Source organism: Akkermansia sp. JRP_AM1 (assembly GCF_049262625.1).
Taxonomy (GTDB): domain Bacteria; phylum Verrucomicrobiota; class Verrucomicrobiia; order Verrucomicrobiales; family Akkermansiaceae; genus Akkermansia; species Akkermansia massiliensis.
In genome coordinates, this window is sequence record NZ_CP118234.1 from 1 (window position 1) to 21,122 (window position 21,122).

The 21,122-nt window shown below is 61.1% G+C and carries 10 protein-coding genes and 1 pseudogene; 2 read left to right on the forward strand and 9 right to left on the reverse strand.

Going from position 1 to position 21,122, the window contains the following annotated elements:
* Positions 1–80: 80 nt before the first annotated feature.
* From PVA48_RS00005 to PVA48_RS00015, 3 genes and pseudogenes are all read right to left on the reverse strand, one after another.
* Positions 81–4,190 (reverse strand): autotransporter domain-containing protein, encoded by a 4,110-nt coding sequence (locus PVA48_RS00005; RefSeq protein ID WP_423232033.1) that lies wholly within the window; start codon positions 4,188–4,190, stop codon positions 81–83.
* Positions 4,191–5,044: 854 nt separating this feature from the next.
* A pseudogene (locus tag PVA48_RS00010) lies at positions 5,045–6,883 on the reverse strand (beta strand repeat-containing protein); the annotation flags it as partial.
* 356 nt (positions 6,884–7,239) lie between these two features.
* The gene (locus tag PVA48_RS00015; protein WP_423232034.1) at positions 7,240–9,600 is read right to left on the reverse strand and encodes a beta strand repeat-containing protein; all 2,361 of its coding nucleotides are present in this window, start codon (positions 9,598–9,600) and stop codon (positions 7,240–7,242) included.
* A gap of 854 nt (positions 9,601–10,454) precedes the next feature.
* Between PVA48_RS00015 and PVA48_RS00020 the strand changes: the two genes are divergently transcribed.
* Together PVA48_RS00020 and xseA are read left to right on the forward strand one after the other, a co-directional pair.
* Positions 10,455–12,377, forward strand: coding sequence for an AMP-binding protein (locus PVA48_RS00020; RefSeq protein ID WP_423232035.1), 1,923 nt, complete (start codon positions 10,455–10,457; stop codon positions 12,375–12,377).
* Positions 12,378–12,380: 3 nt separating this feature from the next.
* Positions 12,381–13,745 (forward strand): exodeoxyribonuclease VII large subunit, encoded by a 1,365-nt coding sequence (gene xseA / locus PVA48_RS00025; RefSeq protein ID WP_102728363.1) that lies wholly within the window; start codon positions 12,381–12,383, stop codon positions 13,743–13,745.
* A 225-nt stretch (positions 13,746–13,970) separates the two neighbouring features.
* On the opposite strand, the gene PVA48_RS00030 is transcribed toward xseA, so the two are convergent.
* The 6 genes from PVA48_RS00030 to hisD form a co-directional block, all read right to left on the reverse strand.
* Complete coding sequence (locus PVA48_RS00030) at positions 13,971–14,261, reverse strand: hypothetical protein (protein ID WP_146018110.1); 291 nt, start codon at positions 14,259–14,261, stop codon at positions 13,971–13,973.
* A 315-nt stretch (positions 14,262–14,576) separates the two neighbouring features.
* A complete protein-coding gene (locus tag PVA48_RS00035; RefSeq protein WP_423232036.1) occupies positions 14,577–16,106 on the reverse strand; it encodes a hypothetical protein in 1,530 nt (509 codons plus the stop codon).
* A gap of 140 nt (positions 16,107–16,246) precedes the next feature.
* Complete coding sequence (locus tag PVA48_RS00040; protein WP_423232037.1) at positions 16,247–17,914, reverse strand: tetratricopeptide repeat protein; 1,668 nt, start codon at positions 17,912–17,914, stop codon at positions 16,247–16,249.
* 226 nt (positions 17,915–18,140) lie between these two features.
* Entirely contained in the window at positions 18,141–19,037 is an 897-nt protein-coding gene (locus tag PVA48_RS00045) for a bile acid:sodium symporter family protein (RefSeq protein ID WP_102727485.1), read from the reverse strand.
* Positions 19,038–19,060: 23 nt separating this feature from the next.
* Positions 19,061–19,705 (reverse strand): TetR/AcrR family transcriptional regulator, encoded by a 645-nt coding sequence (locus tag PVA48_RS00050; RefSeq protein WP_102728359.1) that lies wholly within the window; start codon positions 19,703–19,705, stop codon positions 19,061–19,063.
* A gap of 21 nt (positions 19,706–19,726) precedes the next feature.
* Complete coding sequence (gene hisD / locus PVA48_RS00055; RefSeq protein ID WP_102728358.1) at positions 19,727–21,025, reverse strand: histidinol dehydrogenase; 1,299 nt, start codon at positions 21,023–21,025, stop codon at positions 19,727–19,729.
* Positions 21,026–21,122 lie beyond the last annotated feature (97 nt).

Genomic DNA, 21,122 nt, shown 5'->3' on the forward strand with positions numbered 1-21,122 from the left:
GGACAATGCCGGAACGGCCCTGGAAGTCCGGAGAGCAGAGCGTCTCCGCTCAACTCTCCACTCTCAAACTTCAACTCTCCTTAGAAGTCATACCGGTAGCCTACGCTTCCGTTCACCGAGTTGGCTCCGTCACGGAAGTCCGCGTTCCCGTTGATGAAGACCGTTCCCTGCGTTCCTACCGGTACGCTCAGCCCCGCTCCGATTTGCAGCGCCGTCGTTCCAACCTTCGCTCCTCTGACCGTCTGCGTATAGCCGGGATTGGCCAGGAAGCCTACGCCCGTCTTGCCGCGGTGGTCGCCCATGTCCTGGGCCGCGTTCACCCGGAACTCAGCCAGCGCTTCTCGCCCGAAGATGTTGCTGCCAATGAGCCCCATCCAGCGGCCGCCCAGCGCAACCGTTCCCGTCGTCCATTCCTGCTTGCCTACGTTCAGGCCCGCGTTCCCCGCTCCCGTTTCCGTGTAGCCGTCCATTCTCGTGGTTACTACCGAGGCGTTGGCCAGGGGCTGCAGGATGCTGCTCTTGTCTTCATTGAGGTACACGTCGTAGGTCAGTTCATACATCGCTCCAAAGCCCCACCCGTTGGTGTTGCCCTGCGTCCTGTAGCTGCCTTCCCCGTAGTTGACCGTGCGGTTGAGCTTCGCGTCGTTCCACCCACCCGTCAGGATCAATGTGTGCGCCCAGCGCTTGCTCTGGTAGCGCCCGAAGAGGTTGGCGTAGTAGCTGTCCAGGTGGCCGTCCGCAGAGTCCGCCGCGCTGGCCGTCAGGTCGCCGTAGTTGGCCGTGAAGGCCGCTCCCATCGTGAAGTGGTCGCTGAGGTCCACGTCCATGCCCACGGTGCCGCCCCAGGTGGTGAGCTGGTAGCCGCTTTCATCTCCCTTGGTGTCCAGTTTGGCGTAGGAGCCCGTGCCTTCCATCCACATGTGGAAGTAGGGGAGGTCTTCGTTGACGTAGGCGGGGTTGACGCCCATGAGGGTGGTGCGGTTGCGGATCCATCCCATCTGGTCGCGCAGGGCGTCCTTCTGGGCCGTTCCCAGCGCGTTGACCGTGCTGCCTGCCGCGGCTGCCATGGAACGTGCCGCCCGGGAGGTGTTGCCGGACTGGATGTCGTTTCTGACGGCTTCCCTCAGGTCACCGAGCTGCGTGCCTTTCGGCGCGTTGCCGCGGTTGTTCCAGAGCAGGTTGGCCCCCGCTTCCGAGTTGGCCGTGTTGGCCGCGTCCATAAAGGCGTTCTCCGTCTTGACCATGCCCGTCACCACAATCTTGCCGCCTTCCGTCCGGATGCCGAATTCCTGGTAGTAGAAGTCAAAGTAGCCGGAGGCGTCCACCGTGGCTCCGTTGGCCGAAACCGTTCCGGCTCCCGTCGCGTCCACCAGCGTGAAGTTGAGGTTGGCCGTCGGGTCCGCCGGATTGTCGTAGTCCCCCAGGCTTCCCAGGGAAACGGTAGTTCCGTCCAGATTGACGTCTCCGGCCTGCACGGTGATGACCGGGCTGGAGAAGAGGTCGTCACGGTTGGTGTTGATGACCAGGTCCAGATGGGAGTTTTGCAGGTTGAGTCCGTTGGCGACGGTGAGCGTCGTGTTGACCGCTCCGGTTCCCTCCCCTACCGGACTCAGGCGCACATGGGCGCCGCTTGCCGCCGTGAGGCTCTTATAGGTAACGGAGCCGTTGCCGCCTTCCGCTCCCGTCAGTTCCAGCGTGCCCTTGGTGACGCTGAGGGCCTGCCCGATCGCGCCGTTCCCCTTCAGAACCTGCGTGCCGGTGCCGTTCATGGTGATGCTGCCTTCCCCGCTGAGGGTGCCTTCATACAAGGCATTCCCGGCGGTGGTGATTTCCAGGGCAGACCCGTTGTTCAGCGCGCCGGTTCCCGTCAGGCCGGAGATGGTGTTGGCCGCGTTGCCGAGTTCCAGCATTCCGCTGCCGTCCAGGTCCACCTGCACGCCGTCAAGCTTGGAGGTGCCGTTGAGCGCGAGGGAGGCGGTGTCCGCCACATGGAGCACGCCGGTTCCGGAAACGGTGCTGTTGGAAAGTTCGGAGCCGGCTCCCGTAAGCGTGAGCGTGCCGTTTTTACCGATGGCGAGGTTGCCGCCGTTGCCTTCATCCGTGAGCGTTCCCGCTTGCGTTTTTCCAGTGATGTCCAGGGAGGAAAGGTCTCCGGAGTTGGTGGAGTTGAGCCTGATGGAGCCCAGGTCCGCCGTGCCGGAGAGGATAAGGCTGCCGTCCTGCATGTCCAGCGTGCCGCTGGTGTTCAGGGTTCCGGCGAGTTCCAGGGAGCCTTCTCCCGTTTTGGTAATGTTGGCCGTGCCGCCGTTGATGGTTCCGGAGTACTTCGTATCGGGACCGGACGTATTCGGATCTGTTCCCAGCAGCTCGTTGTTCAGGATGACGGATGCCGTCTTGTCGTTCGTGCTGGTGATGTTGATGACGCCGGAGGCCGCGCCGGAGAGGTTGTTAATCGTCAGGCCGTCAGCCGTATCGTCCACGCCCGGGAGGTTGAGTGCGAGGTTGCCGTCCACGATGACCGCGCGGTACGGGTCGAGTTCGGAGTTGCTGGAGACGGTTTTGTCTTCACTGCCTACCGCGTAGATTTGCGTGGCGTCACCGGTGATGCCGATGGAGCCGCCGTTGATGCCCGTGACGGCAAAGCCGAGGGTTTCCAGCAGCGGGTTGAAGACGGCCGTGCCGTAGCCCAGCGCTCCGTTCGTGAGGTTGAGCCACGCGGTGCGGTCGCCCGCTCCCCAGCCCTGCATGGCATTGATGAGGTCGGCGGAGAGGGTGAGGGTGAGGGTTTCAATTTCCAGCTGGGTGCCGTCCGCGTCAAATTGGATCATGGAGGTGCTTCCGGCCAGGTCCTGTGTTTTGGAGACGTTGCCCGTTCCCACCACCAGGCTGGCACTGTCCAGGCTGGCGGCGCCGTTGAGGCCGCTGATGACCGTTCCGGCGTCCGTCATGCCGATGGTTTTAAGCGAGGAGCCGGAGAGGCCGCCCAGCGAGATGGAAGTGACGCCGGAGGCCGCGTTGACGGTAACGTTTTTGGTTCCTTTGTGGTTGTTTCCTCCCGTGAGGGTGCCTCCGGTGATGTTGAGCGCTCCCTTGTAGCCGTCCGCCGTGAGGGCGAGCGTGCCGGAGGTGAGCGTGACCGTACCCGTGTAGCCTGCGCTGGCGTTGCCGAGCGTGAGTGTGCCCGTGCCGGTTTTCAGGAGGCTGCCAGTGCCGCTGAGCGCGCCGTTGAGGGTGATGCTGCCGCCCGTAGTGTCCACGGTGGCGGTTTTGCCGGAGGCGGCGTTGAGGAGGACGCTGAGGGAGGCGCTCCAGTCCGCCGTGGAGTTGAGCGTGCCTTCTCCCAGGGTGAGAGTGCCGGAGGCGCCGGTGATGTCACCGCCCAGCGTGAGGGTTCCGTTGCCGGCCAGCGTGATGCCGGAGTTGGAGTCGTTTTCCAGGTTGATGCCGCCCAGGACGGCCGTGCCGCCGTTGATGTTGAGGTTGCCGGCCAGGGCTCCCTGGCCGTTGGCCCCGCCCAGCTTGACGCTGGTGCTGGTGAGGGTGACGCCCGTGTTGACGTTGACCGCGGAGGCTTGCGTGTTGCTTCCCATGGTGCCGCCGCCGATTTGAAGCGTGGCGATATCAAGGTCTTTCTTCAAGTCCAGCGTCACGCCGTACGTGACGTCAATGAGGTCGGCATTCAGCGTGCCGTTCACCGTGACGGTGCGGTTGGCCGTGGCCGCTCCGTAGCCGGAGAGGACGATGCTGCCTCCGGCATTGGAGAGCGTGCCGTTGAGCGCGTCATGGCCGTTGGCCGCCTTGACGAGCAGGGAGCCCCCGTCCGTCTTGGCGAGCGTGCCGCTGATGTTTTTGAGTACGCCGGAGAGGGCGATTTCATTGCCTCCGGAGAGCTTGAGGGTGGAGCCGCTGGCCACCGTCACGGTTCCGGAGAGAATCTTGGTATTGGCGATGTTCCCCAGCGCCACGGCTCCATTCCCGGAGATGTTCCAGTTGAGGGACAGGAAGCTGTCCTGCCCGGCCGTGTCCACCGTCAGCGTGGTGCCGGTTCCGGAGGCAGCCAGCTTGACCGCGTCCCCGGCGTTTTTCTGCACCATGGTCTGCGTCAGCGTCACGTTCCCGGAGGCCTGCAGGGTGCCGCCGCCGAAGATGATGGAACCCGTTCCCAGCGCTCCGTCTCCGTTGATGTCCACAATGCCCCCTTCCAGGGACGTGGAGCCTCCGTAGGTGTTCGTGTTGCGGATTTGCAGGGTGCCGTCCCCCTCTTGGTCAGGATGGTCGTGGCGCCCGTGATGTGCCCGTCTCCCTGGAAGGTGTAGGTGTTGTCCGCGCCGCTGTTGCTGACGACGATGGAGGAGGGAGCCACGTCTCCCGTAATCGTCACGGTTTTGTTGGCTGCCGTGTTGTCAAAGAGCAGGGGCTGCCCGTCCGTGGTCGCCGGCGCGGAGCCGCTTCCGCCGTAGGTCCAGTTGCTCACGTCGCCCGCGCTCCATGTTCCGGCGTCCGCCGTTCCGTTCCAGGTGAGCATGTTCGCGGAGGACTCAATCTTGAGCTGAAGCGTTTTGCCGTCCGCGGAAAGTCCCAGCGTGTAGGTCAGTTCCGGATGGGCGTCATTGATGAGATCTCCGATGTTGAAGGAGCCGAGCGTGAGCGTTCCGCTTCCCACCGTCAGCAGGGAATAGTCTCCCGCGTCGGTGAGCGTGTCGTAGTTGTTGAGGGTGACGTTGTGCGTTCCGGTGAGCGTCAGTCCGCCGGTGAGCGTCACCAGGGCGTTTCCTCCCGCCGTCAGTCCCGTCATGTCAAAGGTGAAGGAGGAGCCCGCAGCCATGGCCATGTCTCCGGTGACGTTGAGGCGCGAGTAGCTGCCCAGCGTCAGGCTGCCGATGGAGCCGCCGTTGCTGGTGATGGCGCCCGTGGAGAGCGCATCCGCCGTGCCGGCTTTCACGTTGACCGCGTTATTCACCGCATAATTGCCGATGTCCAGCGTCGCTCCGGAGGAGATGGAGACCGTGCTGGTCCCGAACGCCGTAGCGCTTCCCGCCGCCAGCGTTCCGGCTTCCGCATTGGTCGTGCCGGCATAGGTATTGGCGCCGCTGAGCGTCACCTTGCCCGGACCCTTCTGGGTGATGGAACCCGTTCCGCCGATGGCGTTGGCCACCGTCTGGTCCGCATCCACCGCATAGGTCAGGAAGGCGTCTCCATTGCCGCCGAGCGTCACCGCTCCGGAACCCAGGGAGCCGGCTCCCGTCAGCAGGATGGTCCCTTCCTTGATCAGGGTCTGGTTGGTATAATCGCTGGCCTTGGTCAGTTGAAGCACGCCGTTCCCCTGCTTTACGAGGTTGGCGCCGTTGCCTTCCTTGGCTACGATTACATCCAGCTTCAAATCTGCCGTATTAGTATCGTCCAGCGCAAAATTCCCGCGCGCTATGTCAAAGATGACCGTGCCGCCGCGGAGGGTCAGGGCATTCGCCTGACCGGTGGAGGGGGCTCCCTCCGCCACAGAGAAGACGCTCATTCCGGTAGCGGACTGCTGCGTCACAATGGTATTGGTGCCGCTGAACAAGTCGAAGCCGTTTAATCCCCCGCCGGGTATATTCAGAATGACCCGGCTGTTGTTGAACACCATTCTGGTATTGGCCATGGTCGTATTGCCGCCGCCGACATTCCAGGTGCCGTTGTTCAGGGTCAGCGTGCCGAAGTTCCCGCTATTATTGTAGCCGAACGGATCGCCCGCCGTAGTATTCAGCGTGCCGCCGTTCACCATCAGGTTGCCGTAAAGGATGGACTCTCCTCCGTTTCCATTCTTGCCGAGGTTCAGGACCGCGCCCTCGCCCACCGTGGTCAGCGCGGTTTTCGTCTGGGCGGTGGAAACCGTCAGGGCCGTTCCGGCTCCCGACACTTCCAGATTGATGCCGGAGCCGTTGGCCAGATTGGTTCCAAGCGTATTGGCGCCTCCGGAAGCAAAGGCGATCGTGCCTCCGTTAATCGTCGGCATCGTGGCTCCCAGAATATCCGCAATTCCGCCCGTTACGCCGATTTCCAGCCGTCCCGTCCTGTCCACGGTCACCGTTCCGGTCCCCAGGGCCATGTTCGCCTTCACGGCAACGGTTCCTTCCTTGATGTTGACCGCGCCGGAATAATCGTTATTGGAGCTGTTGAAGGTCACTTTTCCTTCACCCAGCTTGGTCATGGCGCCGTTTCCGGAAAGCTTGCCTCCGTTGTTGGTCAGCTCCAGGTCCTGCCCTGCCCCGTTGTTGAAATAAATGGCCTTGGCATTCACGTCCCCCGTCAGGGACGCCACTCCCGTGTGCGTACCGTCAAACAGGTAGGTTGTGGTGTTGTCCACGGCGCCGATCGGGTTGCCGTCCCAGACTACCACGCCGTCCGCCATGCTGACGGAAACGGTCACCGTCTTGTCCCCGGTGTTTACGTTGAAGGTTCCCTGGTACAGGCTGGCCAGCGCCCCGGTCAGGGTCATCGTCCCCGCATCCGCGAAGTTGCCGGCCGTCAGGTTGTCCCAGGAAACCAGCGTATAAGTCCCCGCGGTGATATTCCCGTTAATGTCCAGGCTGACGCCCGCATCCGCGCCCAGCGCCAGGTTGCTCACCGTCAGCGTCGCTCCGTCCGCGCTCAGGGCGCTTCCGTCAACGGCCAGTGAAGCGGCGTTCAGCGTTCCGGTCACGTTCTGCTTCCGCAGCGCCGTCACCTTGGCGGTGGAGGCGTTCAGCGTTCCGGCCAGCGCCGTATCCGCATTCAGGTAAAGGTTGGCTCCGGAAAGGTTCAGCATTCCGGAAAAACCGGAGACGTCCCCGCCCAGCGTCAGGGCTCCCGCATTGTTGCGGGTATTGACAGCCAGCGTGCCCGTTCCGCCCAGGCCGCCGAGCATCTGGAGGCTGTCCCCGCTCGCGATGGCCGCCGTTCCCGTGCCGGACGTTTCCACGGATACCTTGCCGTTGAGGTTCACGTTCACGGTGGCTCCGTTAAAAATGCTCAGCGCCGTGGCCGCATTCGTCCCTTTCAGGGTGATGTCCCCGTCCAGGGAAACTCCCCCCGTGACGGTATTGGAATTCAAGTTGCTGAACGTCACGGTGACGTTTTTCTCACTGCCGCCCAGCGTTACGTTGCCCTGCCCCCACGGGGTCAGGGTCTGGCCGGAGACGATGGAGGCGTCCCCGATATTGTACGTCAGATTGACCAGGTTGCCCGTTCCGGCTATTTCCGTATCCCCGTCATAGGAATTCTTCACCCAGCCCGTTTTAAAACCCCACCTGTTCCCCCGGCATCGGAAATGATTTTAAGGCCGCCCGTTCCGGTGATGGTGGATGAAACCGCGGTGGCATTTCCATAAATGGCTCCATTCAGGAAAGCAAATCCTCCTGCGGCATCCAGGACGATTTTCATGTCGAAATTCGCGCCGGCGGCATTTCCGTTCCTCAGATGCAGGGTGGAGCCGTTCCCCATGGTAAGAGTACCCGTCCCCGTCACCTTGGTTCTGGCGCCCGCTACGTCCATCACGGTATTTTCCCCCAGCGTAATGTTCAGGTTGGAGCTCCATGTTCCGGTTTCGTCCGCAAGCATCACGGTGCCCTGTTCCACAACCAGCGTTCCTCCTCCTGAAGCGTTGAAGGAATTAAGGCCCAGCGTTAACGTTCCCGTACCCGTCTTGGTGATGGTGCCGTTGATTCCCCCGTTCAGGGTGGAGTCCCCCGCGCCAATGACCAGGGAACCGGGGCCGCTGTTGGTCAATTTGCCTCCATAAGTGCCGGCCCCCAGCAGGAGGCTGCCGCTTCCCGTACGGGTGACGGTCCCCGTCCAGCCGGCCAGTGAAGCCCACGTTACGGCATTCCCGTTCGTGTCCACCAGAATGGAGTTGGAAGCCAGCGCATCCGTCTTGATCTGGCCGGAGACGTCTGCCGTAATGCCCGTGCCGTACTTGAGCGCGCCTCCATTAAAGATGATGCTGCCGGTGCCCAGCGCGGAGGCATGCTGCATTTCCACCGTGCCGCCGCCCAGCAGGACTTCTCCGGAAAAACCGGCGTTGTCCGTGGCGATGGACAAGGTTCCGCTGCCGGTCTTCTGCAGCTTGGAGCTTCCCACCAGGGAACCGGACCCCGTCCACGTGTAACCGGTTGCCTCAGCATTGACGACGATCAGGCCTGGATTCACCTGTCCGGCGATGTTCACGGTCTGCGGTGCATTGCCTGCTACGTCGCCGAAGATGACTCCGTTGCCGTTGGCAAAAGACAATCCCGCATTCCAGGGGGAATTCCCCGTTCCTCCCACCGTCCACGTATTGTCTCCGCCGCCCGTCCAGGTCAGCGACGTGACCTGCGCCACGACGAATTTCAGGGTATTGTCCGTCGTGCTCCAGTTGCCGATGTATTCGGTCCCCAGCAGAATGGTATTGGCCAGATCCCCGGTGATGCCGCCCGTGGCATTAATCAGATTGTACGTGCCCGCGCTCCAGCTCACGCTGTCGCTATTCTCCAGCAGCAGGCTGCCGTTCACCGTCAGGGCGCCGTTCAGGGCCAGCAGGGGATTGCCGTTCACCGTCATGTGAGTGGCGTCAATCCGCACGGCCGCTCCCAGGTTCAGGTTGCCGGTCATCGTATTCTGCCCCCCAAGGGACAGGACGCCGCCGGTCATGGACAGGCCGGCATTGCTGTCCACGGCGGAGACGTCCAGGCCCGCTCCCGCGGACAGGGAAAGCCCGCCGTACCCCGCGGAAATGCCGCCGATGGCCGCATTCCCCGTTACGGAAAGGTTCTTGTTCGTTCCCATTCCGGAGGCATGGCTGACAATGAGGGTGCCCCCTTTCAGTTCCACGCCGCCCGTGAAGGAAGAGGAATTGGCCAGGGTCAGCGTTCCGGAGCCGTCCTTGATCAAACGCCCGGTTCCACGGAATGCATTGTCACTGCCCGTGATCATGTTCCCTGCTCCGGTAATGGTCAGGGCGCCGTTCAGCTGGATATTATGAGTGTTGTCAGCAGTGATGGACATGGTGCTGCCGGCATTCACCACCTCCACGGCGCCGCCGCCCGCGGCGACTGTCAGGCCGTTCCCGAAGGTTCCGTCGCTTTCCTTGGTAATCTCCAGGCGCCCGTTGTTCAAGGTCCAGTACCCCGTATTGACGGCCATGGAACCCAGCCCCGCGCCGTCATAGGCATATTCTCCCACGCGCAGCACGCCGCCGTTGGTGACGGTTACCTTGTAGCGCGTATAATTATCCCCTTTCATGCTGAGGCTGGCTCCCGGAGAGCTCAAATCCAGCGTGGCGTTGTCAATGGTCAGGGTCCTGGTTCCGGAGCCATTCCCCGCTTTCACGGTAGCCGCCGTTTCAATCTTGAACACGCCGCCGCCGGTAATGGTAAGGCTGTTGTCCCCGACGTTGAACGCTCCCTCCGCCTGGGTAAGCGTCTTTCCGGCCTCAATGGTCAGCGTCAGGTCGTTGGCGCCGATGGTCGTAGCCTCATTCCAGGTAACGTCCGTATCAAACGTCTGGTTGGTCGTAATGGTGAGGGGATCAGCCTGAACAGAGGCGGACAACGCAGCGCAGCAGGCAAGAAGAGCGGACAACAAATTGAGGGGCAAATGCAGCTTCATAAAGAAAACAATTAATTATAAATATATTGAGAAAGACGTGGTCTTTTAGCAGAAATGAGACATGCTATTAGGTAGATGAAATATCGGATTTGAAATCCGGTGTCAATCTGGAAGTGCCGTTTCCAAAGCTTTAAATTATTTCCGTTATCTCCATTCTATTCCATGCCCTCATTCAAATTAGCCACATTATTCAAAAAACAAAACCAACAGAATTTAAAATAAACATCTGATCATAAACAAATTATTTCATTTCCACCACTCTCACGACTTCCCTGACGCCCTTCTTGTCCGGATTTCAAATCCGTTCATTTTCTTTCCCTGCATGCAGGGCCTTCAGGCAGCCGGGAAGCCATCCATGAAGGGCACAGTAAAAAACCTCCTAAGGATTTCATCATGAAACCGCTTGTTTCCGGAAATTCCGCCGCGGGAGCAGAAGCGTGAAATCCAGTCAGTCCCATGAAAAACAACATCCTTCCCATAAAAGGCATGCCGGAGCCAGGGACAATTCCGGGACCGGTCCGGAGGGAGCAAAAGCAGCGCGGGATGTATTCTTTCCTCCTTGCTCCCCGCCCGGCAAGTTGCTAGAATACGTCAAGCAAGTTTTTCCCCTTTTCCCATGGCCATTTTTGGTTCCTCCAATCTATCCGACTCCGGCGACCTGCTGATTTTCAACAAAGTATCTCATAAAACCCTGCTGATGTTCGAAAAGGAACTGGGCAGGGACCGCATGACGTACCTGGTGGAAGAAAGCCTCCCCGGATGCGGCCACCGCCGCCCATCTGGAATCCACCAAGGCGGACGGCATCCTGTTCCAGGCCGGCGGCAGCGATCCCATTGCCCTGCGTTCCGCCATCATGGAACGCATCAACGAGGGCAGAAGGGTAGTATTCCTGCCCGGTCCCGTAGCCCACGTGAAAGGCTCCATCAGCCACATTCCCCCACGGGTGATCAAGGCCCTGGAAGCACTCCATATTTCCCCCGTGCCGGTATGCACGGGCTTTTACACCAGCTCCGTGCTGGACGCGGAGGCGGATACGGACGCCCAGGCGGATATCCAGGTGCACATTCTCCCCAAGCTGGCTCCCGGGGCGGAAATGGCGGCGCGCCTCACCTCCGCGTGGCTGGAATGCTCCGCCCAGGCCTATGCCACGCTGCCGCAGCTGCACGGCTCCCTGTCCGCCCTGCTGTTCCGCAGCCTAAAGCTTCATTCCGACTGCCGGGTGATCGACGGCATTGACGATACCACGCTGACCTACGGCCAGCTTCTGGCCATCTCCGTGGCCTTTGCCAAACGGCTGAAAAAGATCACCACGAACCGCCGCGTAGGCATCATTCTGCCGCCCGGCAAGGGAGCGGCAATCGCCAACCTGGGCTGCCTGTTCGCCGGAAAAACGCCGGTGAATTTCAATTATTCCGCCTCGGAAGGGGCCTTTGCCAGCTCCGTGAAGCAATCCGGCGTGGACTGGTTCATCACGGCGGATACCTTCATGCGCAAGCTCCAGAACTTCCCGTGGCCCCCCCAGCGGGACCTGATCCTCATGGAGCGGGAGATTCCGCTGCTCAAGGGCTCCGCCAAACGCTGGGGCGTGGCCATCAAATTCCTTACAGCGGGGTTCATGATTAAAAAGCTGGGGCTGGATGCGCCCACGGGCGCGGATGAAGCCGTGCTGATGTTCACCTCCGGCTCCTCCGGAGAACCGAAAGGCGTGCCGCTGACCCACCACAACATCCTTTCCAACATCTCCCAGTGTTCCTCCCGCATCACGCTGGCGCCGCAAAGCAGATTCCTGGGCAGCCTCCCCGTATTCCACTGCTTCGGCATCACGATCGGGCTGTGGTACCCGATGATCGGCGGGTACGACATGGTCACCTACCCCTCCCCGCTGGAGGCCAAGCGCCTGGGCGCCCTCATCAAGCAGTACGGCATCAGCCTGGTGGTCACCACCCCCACCTTCCTGCGCGGTTTCATGAAGCGCTGCGAGCCGGACACCTTCAAAACCGTGCGCTACCTGATCGTAGGAGCGGAAAAATTGCCGGACGAGCTCTCCGCCGCCTTCCGGGAAAAGTTCGGCACCGTTCCGTGCGAAGGCTACGGCCTGACGGAAGCCTCCCCGGTCTGCTCCGTCAACTTCATTGACCCGGCCCCGTCCAACGCCGCCGGAGACTTCATTCCCGGCATGAAAAAGGGCTCCGTGGGCGCTCTGCTTCCCGGCATCGCCGTACGCATCACCAGCCCGCATACGGGCCGCGTGGTACCCGTGACGACCTCCGGCATGATCTGGCTGAAGGGGCCGAATATCTTCCCCGGCTACCTGGGCGGTCCGGAAGCCGACCGCGACATTTTCGTGGACGGCTGGCTGAAAACCGGAGACATCGGTTCTGCGGACGAATTCGGCTTCCTGAAAATTGAAGGCCGCATCTCCCGCTTCTCCAAGATAGGCGGGGAAATGGTGCCCCATGAAGCCCTGGAAGCCGCTATCATGAACATCTGGAACCTGGACCCGGCGGACGAGGAACGGCGGATAGCCGTCGTCACCATTCCGGACCCCGTGAAGGGGGAGGCCGTGGCCCTGCTCACCACCCTGGTGACGGACTACGTGCACCAGGCGCGCACCCTCATCAGGCACGGCCTGATTGACCAGGGGCTCCCGGCCCTGTGGTGCCCCAAGGAAATCATTCCCGTGGAGCACATTCCGGTGCTGCCCTCCGGCAAGCTGGACATCAAGCAATGCAGGATGCTGGCTTATGAAGCGCTGAACATTCCCTTTGAACCATAACCCATGGAATTCCCGGAGGAAACGCCTGCCGCTCCCAGGCCCATCACGGTCAAACAGCTCGTTTACCGCCTGAGGGATACGGTCAGCATTGCCGTGGGGACCCAGTGGGTGGTGGGAGAGCTCAGCAACGTCAAGCACCATACCAGCGGCCACGTTTACTTCACCCTGAAGGAACAGGGCGCGGAAATCTTCTGCGCCTTTTTCAAGGCTGCGGCTTCCAAATGCCCCGTACGGCTCCAGGAAGGGATGAAGGTCCATGTGCTGGGCAGCGCCACCGTGTACCCGGACCGGGGCCAGCTTCAACTGGTCATCAGGCAGGTGAAAGCCGCCGGCCAGGGAGACCTGCAGGCGCGCTTTCTGGAACTGAAGGAAAAACTCCAGCGGGAGGGGTTGTTTGACGCTGAACGCAAAAAGGGCATCCCCGCCTTTCCCCGCGCCATCGGCATCGTCACCTCCCCTACCGGCGCCGTCATCCAGGATATACGCCATGTGCTGGAACGCCGCGCCCCGTGGGTGAAAGCCTACCTGCTGCCCGTGCGCGTCCAGGGGGCGGGAGCGGAGCATGAAATAGCCGCTGCCGTGCGCGCCTGGTCCGCAGCCCCTCTCAACGGCCTGCCGCCCGTGGACGTGCTCATTGTGGGCCGCGGGGGCGGCTCCATAGAAGACCTGTGGAACTTCAATGAGGAAACGGTAGCGCGCGCGATTTACGAATGCACCGTTCCCGTGATTTCCGCGGTAGGCCACGATACGGACTTCACCATTGCGGACTTTGTGGCGGACCTGCGCGCGCCCACCCCGACCGCGGCCGCGGAGCTGGCTACGCCGGACGGTCCGGAATGGCTCCGCAAACTGGCTAGAATGGAACAGGCCCTGCACGCCTCCGCACGGCATTCCCTGTTGCGTTCCAAGCTGAAACTGGATGTTTACCTGCGGGGAAAACTGTTGGATGCGGATTCCCTGCTCTCCCCTTACGCCCAGCGCCTGGACGACATGGAAGAAACCCTGCTGAATGTCGCGGCCACGCGCATTTTTCAAAACACGCTCCATATCAACAAACTGGAACATCAATTACAAATGCGCCATCCCACCCACCGCAACAGGGAGCGCGCGCAGCTTCTGGCCTCCCTCCAGGCCGGACTGGCCCATGCGGCCGCCGTGCGCATGGCGGACTTCTCTTCACAACTGGCTCTTATTCAAGCCCGGCTGGAAGCTCACAGCCCGGAGCAAACGCTGCGCCGCGGATACGCCCTGGTGGAAAACCAGAATAAGCAGCTCATACGGCAAACGAACCAGGTACATGCAGGAGAAAAATTGAAAGTCCGTGTCTCCGACGGTTGTTTTTATGTCAGGGATGACACACCGCAATAGGCTGTCCACAAGAGCCTAGCATTGCATTTTTTGCACTCAATCTAACAAATTGTGTTTTTTCTGGATTTTACAGGAAGTGGAACCTATCCTAATAGAAGCCTGTCACTGCTCCTATTACCCGGTCCCATAACTTCTGTACATATGCCTTGTAAAAACATCACCCGCTACACTTACGAAACGACAGCCTTTCAAGGCTATCGGTTGGCGATCTGTAAGAACAAGCGCTTATTCACTCGTTATTTCTCCGATTCTCAATACGGGGGCGCTGATGCGGCGCTTCAGGAAGCGATGAGAGTGAGAGATAACATTTTCACACTTTTTGAACAGGGGAACCTTACGGTTAGCCAAATTTTCGCAAAATATACCGTGCGTTCCCGCCGTCAGTCCGCCGCTGACCGCCGTGAAAAAATGATCCACGGAAAAAGGGCTCTCGGCCACGTGCGGCAGAAAGCCAAAGTCCGCAGCTGAGGAATCTGCGGAAGCTGTTTTTTCAGCTTCCCCGGAGCCTTGAATCATACCGGAAACGTTGCATCCGGTACAGGTGGAGCATACTCCTATCACATCAAAAAGCCGTTCTCCGTCCGGAGAGCGGAAATACCGCAGCATGCGCGGCGGAGAAAGCGGCAATCTGTACCAAAGCGCCCCCTTTCCGCCATCCGCGCCCGGGAAAGCCAAGAGCGGCCCGGCAAAGCAATTCCGGCACTAATGCGGCTGTGCCGGATAAGCCGATCAAAGGCCTGCGGCACGCTGCCAAGGCATTCTTCCGCCGTCTGTCGCCCGCGGCGCTTCCCGCGGAGGGGGCGCGGGTCAGCCTGCTGAAAAGGGCTTCAATTATCTGCGGCGGCGGCGCGAAGCAGGCTTTTCCGGTTCTTCCACCGGGGCTTCCCCTATCTTCGCCAGCACCCGCCGGGCCTCCGTGGTCCGGTTCTGCTTGAGACACACGTCAGCCCAGCTCCGGTGAATTTTGTTGTAAAGGTCTCCGGACTGGATGGAGGCCAGATTATTCTGGAGCTTCGCCTTGTCTTCCGGACTCAGCGCATCCCATTCTTCAACCAGCTTTCCATACTGGGCTTCCGACAGGGACCACTGTTCTCTGCCCGCGCTTATCTCAGCCTGAAGATTCAGAATGACCGGCTGGAGGGCCTGGACAAACGTGGTGTTCTCACGGGCCACCTTCATCGCCTGGTCCAGATATTTCATCGCCTGGTCATAATCCCGCGCTTTCAGGAAGGCGGCGGCGATGTTCACGTCCTCATAAGCCCGTTTCACCAGGGCCTCCGCCTGGCCGTACTTCTCAAGCTGGGAACGCAGAGCCTCAATGTCCTGGCTTAGGCTGGAACCGCTCAGAATGCGCGGGGCATCCACGCCCAGGGTCATCGCTGTCCCTTCCGCACGGGACAGCAGGCGGGAAGCCTCCTTCAAATCCCCCATCTGCATCCTTACCCGCGCCAGGGCAAGCATCGTTTCCGGCGTGCAGTCCATCTCCGTTTCCGCGGCGCGAAAGCAGATCAGGGCGGCTTCCAACTGGTCAGCCATGGCTTTCAGCTCCGCCTGGGAATACTTACGGCGCGCATTGAGCGGCATATTCAGCTCGTTCAGGATGATTCGGCCCATATCCGGACTGGCGGTCAGGCGGAATTTGGTGAGCAGTTCCCGGGCAATGGCGCTTCCTGTGCCGCCGGGCTGCCCCGTAGTCTTGTCCGGCAGAGTATCCTGAAGCAGCAGAATCTTCACCATGCTCTTCACGTCCTCCGGCTTTTTCAGCATGCTCCTCATGACAGGGGAGGCGGCCTGCTTGCACAACGCGGAAAAACGCTCAAACCTGGCCTGGTCATACGCATAGTGGGCCAGCGGTTCCAGGCATGCCAGACGGACGGATACCTGCTCCTCCGGCGTATTTTTCAAAATCACTTCATAAAGCTTCTCCGCCGTGGCGTCATGCTTGCGGCCTGCAAACTCCCGCGCCCAGTTCAGGCTGACGCCCAGCAGGCGGTTCCTGTCCTCCGCCGGCATGGAGGCGGAATCGGCCAGCTTCTTTTCCAGCAGGGCCGCCAGCATCGGTTCGGACTCCTTCAGCATGCCGCGCCTGTCCATTTCCACCGCCAGCAGCCACGCAAAGGAATCCCGCGCTTCCGGGGAATTCATCCATTCCACCTGCTTGTCCACGGAGGAAGCCATCTGCGCCAGCTCCGCGTCGGAACCGTTCCAGGAGGCCAGCATGCCCTGCAAATGGCCCATGGCCTGCGTCTGGCTGTGCACCTCGTGAATGGTCGGCTTGAACCACCCTTCAATCGTGGGCCAGTACTGAATGTAGCCGAACCAGAGCCCCCCAGCAGCACCAGAAAGAGAACCGGCTTCCAATAAGACTTCTTCTTGCGTGAGGGGCGGTAGGGCTTGTTGGAAAAATGGCGCTCGGAACTCATGCAGGCATTGAGCCAAAAAGGCGGCACAAATCAAGCAAAATAAACACCTCGCAACGTCTTACGAGGACCGCCCGAAGCCTACCGCCGGGAGGATTTGGCGTTCCCGGACGGCCTGCGCCCGGGAGAGGCCATGCGCACGCGGGGAAAACCGGATTCCTTCCAGCAGGCATCCGCCTTTTCCTTCATTCCCAGTTCATCGTAACAGCGGCCAAGCTGCTTGTAATTCTCCGACCGCTGTTCCCCCTCCAGCATGGGGAGCACCGCTTCAAAAGTTTCCACGGCCTCCTTCCACTGCTCTCCGTCGCACAGGGCGTATGCCTTGCACAAATAGGACTGCACCAGCAGACTTCTGCGCTCCGGCCCCTCCCCGCATTTCAGCAGGGAATCCACTGCTCCGGCATAGGCGTGCAGGGCGCTTTCCCGGTCCCCCGCCATATCGCTGGCGAGCCCCAGGGAATAATAAACCCGGCCCAGGGACAGGACATCCGAGGCAAAGTGGGATTCCCGCAGTTGAAGGGCTTTTTGCAGGTTTTCTCTGGCCTTGTCCCCCTCCCCGGCATCCAGCCACGCTTTGCCTAGCCCTTCCAGGGACTGGGCGGAAATGACGGGGGAAGCCGCGCTGTTGGCAATCGCCTTCAGGAAATCCGCGCGGGCTTCCGGAGCGGCCTTGCGCATGATGTTCACCCACCCCCTCTGATCGTACAGCCCGGCCCAGAATGCATGGTCCGCCGGCAGCACGCCGCGAGCGGCGCCCTCCGCCTGGTAAAGATAAGCCAGGGCTTCCTCATAATTCCCCTGCTCCGTGGAAATGCGCGCCAGCCCGCGCAGGGCGTTAAGGCAGTCATTCAACAAGTAGGAGGCGTTCTCCGAACCGGTAAGGCCCTTTAAAAACAATTCCCGCGCCTCATCCTTCCTGCCGGCCTCCAGCATGGCTTCTCCCATGCTGATGCTCGCCAGGGCCAGGTCACCGGTCGTCTTGTCCGGCTGGGGGCACAGGGCCAGGGCCTTCTTGAAATAGGCGCGCGATTCCGGAATGCGCCCCGTGGCGCGCGCCAGCCGGCCCTGGGCGGCCATAAGCCTGGACCTGACCGGGAGGGCGTCCGTCCCCAGATGGGCGGCGGCGTCCACCGCGTGCTGGAGCAGCACGTTCGCCTCCTCATTCCTGTTCAGCATCTGGTCAATGGAACTCATGGTCTGGAGGGCCCGCACCAGCGGCTCGGCCATTCCCTCCTTCTCATACCCCTCCACGGCGGTTTTCAAATAACCGTAGGCCGGGGAATACTGGTGCTCCGCCAGAAGGGCCTTGGCCACGGCGTCCGCGCGGGGGGCCCACACCCGGTAGCGCCCGGAGGCATATCCGGCGTCAATCAATTCCCTGGCCGCAGGAAGGGCGCGGTCCACGCCGTCCCGGCTGATCAGCTCACGGGTGAGGCCCCAGGCCGTCTCCGTCCGCAACTCCGGATCCCTGATCCATGCCAGGCGTTCCTCCCGGTTGTCCAGAATGCCGGCCAAGCTCTCGCGTGAAGCGAAAACATCCGCCATGAAGCGGGATAAATTCTGCATGGCCTTTTCATCGCTCTTCTGCACCACCACCGGCGGTGTGGTCAGCATCCCTTCATCATAACCGATGCGGTACGCCATATGGTACGTCAGGAACTCCAGCAGCATCACGAGCGCGCACAAGCACAGGGCAATCAGCCACTTGGTGCGCGGAGACAGGGGTTTCAAAGGAGAAGGGGCCTGCATAACAAATGCATAACGTTACCCGGCGCTCCCTGAATTTCAAGCTTTTTGCATGGGGAGGAAATCTCCGCTGCACCTGAAGGCGAACAAACCAGCCGACGACAACCGTTTCCCCGCCAGTCCCCGGGACCGGCCCGGGAAAGCTTTTTCCTGCCTTTTTCCCACTTTCCGGCCCTTCTCTCCGCCTTCCGCCGGGCGCTTTTCTCCGGGCCATGCGCGGCAATTTACGTCAGCCGTTCCTGCGCTTCCGTTCGGACGCCCGGTACAACTGCCAGGCATTCCATAAATTATGCCACAGCACGTAAAACGTAGGCCCCAGCGCGGCGATGGGGCTGGCATACGTCAGCGCCAGGTAAATGGACAGCGTGGTATTCTTCTGCCCCAGGGCCTGGCTGCACTCCGCGGCACGGGTACGCCCCCCCAGCAAATGCCCCAGTCCAAAATTGATCCCGCACACCAGCAGGGAAACTGCGCCGATCTGTTCCAGCACGCGCTCCGAAATGCCGTCACGGGAGGAAATATCATAAGAGGCGTTCGCCGCGATCAAAACCAGAATCACCACCCAGATGCCGAAGGTGACGTCCTTCAGCTTCCGCGGCCACGCAATGGCCCGCGGATAAAAACGCCGCGCCGCCAGGGCCAGGACCAGCGGCAGCAGCATCACCAGGGAAATATTCTGGGCCACGTTCAGGTAAATCTCAAAGCCGCCCTGCCCCACGACCGCCGGCAGAATGAAAGGCAGCAGAGCGCAAATAATGCCGTTAAGCAGCAGGAGGGCCGTCAGCATGAACTCCACGCTGCCGCCCAGCAGCCCCATCACCACGGGAGCCGCCGTGGCCGTGGGCATGATGCCCACGAAGAAAGCGGCCTCCGCCAGGTATCCGTCTCCGAAAACGAGGCGGCACGCGCCCCACGCGGCCAGGGCGATCAGCAGGTTGGCCCCTACCAGGAGCCAGTGCGCGCGCTCCGGCTTCATCCGCTTGAAGCGGATGCCCAGGAACGTCACAAACAGCATCACGATCAGCATCCACTTGAACGTCCAGCTGTAGACGTGCAGACCGGGCATCATGTACCCCGCAATAAAAGCCGCCACGATGGCAAACGTGCGGATGAGGGATTTGAACATGGGGTACGGAGGCAGTAAAACGGTTATGAGGGCTGCCCGCACAAATGGATCAGCCCGTCCACCTGGCGGACAATCAGCTCAAACAAATCCTGCACGCTGCCCTTGGGAACCCGGTTGTTCTCCATCAGCTCCACAATCATCCGCAAACGGGTCAGCAGGCCGATCATGATGCTTTCAATAGCCAGCACCGTCCAGAAAACCTGGTAAGTGGAAGCGCCCGGAAACATGGTGCGGATGCAGTCATGCAACCGGCGGCGGATGGGGGAATACACCTCCTTGATATACTCCACCGCTATCTCCGGAGTCTGCACGTGGCAGATGCCCAGCAGGCGCAGGTAATGGGGGAAATTGCCCAGTTCTTCCAGCTTCACATGCAGGAGGCCGTGGAAGGAAGGGTAAACATAGGCGTGGGCCAGCGCCCGCACCGTGCCTTTCTCCATGGCCTCATTCATCATGGAAATCCGGAAATCCCGCGCCTGCGGCGCATACTTCATCATGACCGCCTTCCAAAGCCCTTCCTTGCCGCCAAAATAATAATTGGCGGAGGCGATGTTGACGGATGCCTGCTGGGAAATCATGCGCAAGGAAGTGCCTGTATAGCCGTGCTCGGCAAACAGGCACTCCGCCGCGTCCAGCAATCGTTCCTTGGTTCCTTGCTGTCGTTTCATGGGGGTGGGGGAAGTTTGGAATTACCGGTCAACGCGGGCGGCGCGGACCTGGAGGGAGTGGTTGTGGGCGTCCAGCCCCTCCACTCTGGCGAACTCCGCCACGTACGGGGCGGACTTGAGCACGGCGTCCCGGTTCATCCGCACCATGCTGGTGCGCCGCTGGAACTGGTCCGCCCGCAGGCCGGAAAACGACTTGCCGGCCCCGCCGGTCGGCAGGGTGTGGCTGGGACCTGCCAGGAAATCCCCGCAGGCCACCGTGGAAAGAGCGCCGGCATAAATGGCGCCCGCCGTGCGGATGCCGTCCAGTACGGCGTCTTCATCCCGCGTGACGAGCACCAGATGCTCCGGAGCGAAGGCGTTCACCAGGTCCACCCCCTCCTGGATGGAGGAAACCAGAAAACCGTAAGCGTGCTTGTCCAGCACCTCCCGGATGATGGAACCGCGGCTCAGCAGGGCGGCCTGGCGTTCCACCTCCGCTTCCACTTGTTCCAATAACGCCTCCGACGTGGTAACGAACACCACCACGCTGTCCGGACCGTGTTCCCCCTGCGCCAGCAGGTCGGCGGCCAGGAACTCCGCGTCTGCGGTCTCATCCGCCAGCACCATCACCTCACTGGGTCCGGGGAGCAGGTCGATGGCGACGGCTCCCACCAGCTGGCGCTTGGCCTCCACCACAAAACGGTTGCCGGGGCCGAAAATCTTCTCAACCGGCTTCACGCTCTCCGTTCCCAGCGCAAGGGCGGCAATCGCCTGCGCTCCGCCTATCTTGACAATCTCCGTAGCGCCGGAAGCCTTCAATGCATATAAAAGAGCGGGATTCACCCGCCCGTCCGGCCCGCAGGGCGTAGCGGCCACAATCTCCCGCACGCCGGCGGCCTGGGCAAAACCGCCCGTCATGATGGACGTGGACACCAGGGGAGCCTTCCCGCCTGGAATATAAATGCCCACGCGGTCATACGGAAGGAAGCGTTCCGCCACCTCCACACCCTGGGCGTTCACGCCGGACCAGTCCTGCCTGCGGCTGCGGTCTGAAAAATAATGGATGTTGGCCAGGGAGACGGCAATGGCCTCTTTCACGGAATCCTCCACGGCGGCTTCCGCCTCCGCCAGCTCCGCCTCCGTCACGAACAGGGAGGAAGGATCCAGATGCACCCTGTCAAACCTGGCGGCATAATCAAAAAGGGCCTCGTCCCCGCGCGCGGAAACGTCCTGGATAATAGCGTTCACGGTATCCCTTACGGAATCCTCCGGGAGAGCGCGGCGGTTCATCCGGCTCTTCATTTCGTCAAAGCAGGTGTCGGAAGGACGGTAAATTTTCATAAAAGATATAATACGGAAAAATGAGAAGGAAGTTTCACAATCTTTAAGCATGCAGTCAAGCCTTCTGTCCTCTTTGATTTCCAAAGGCACTCCATGA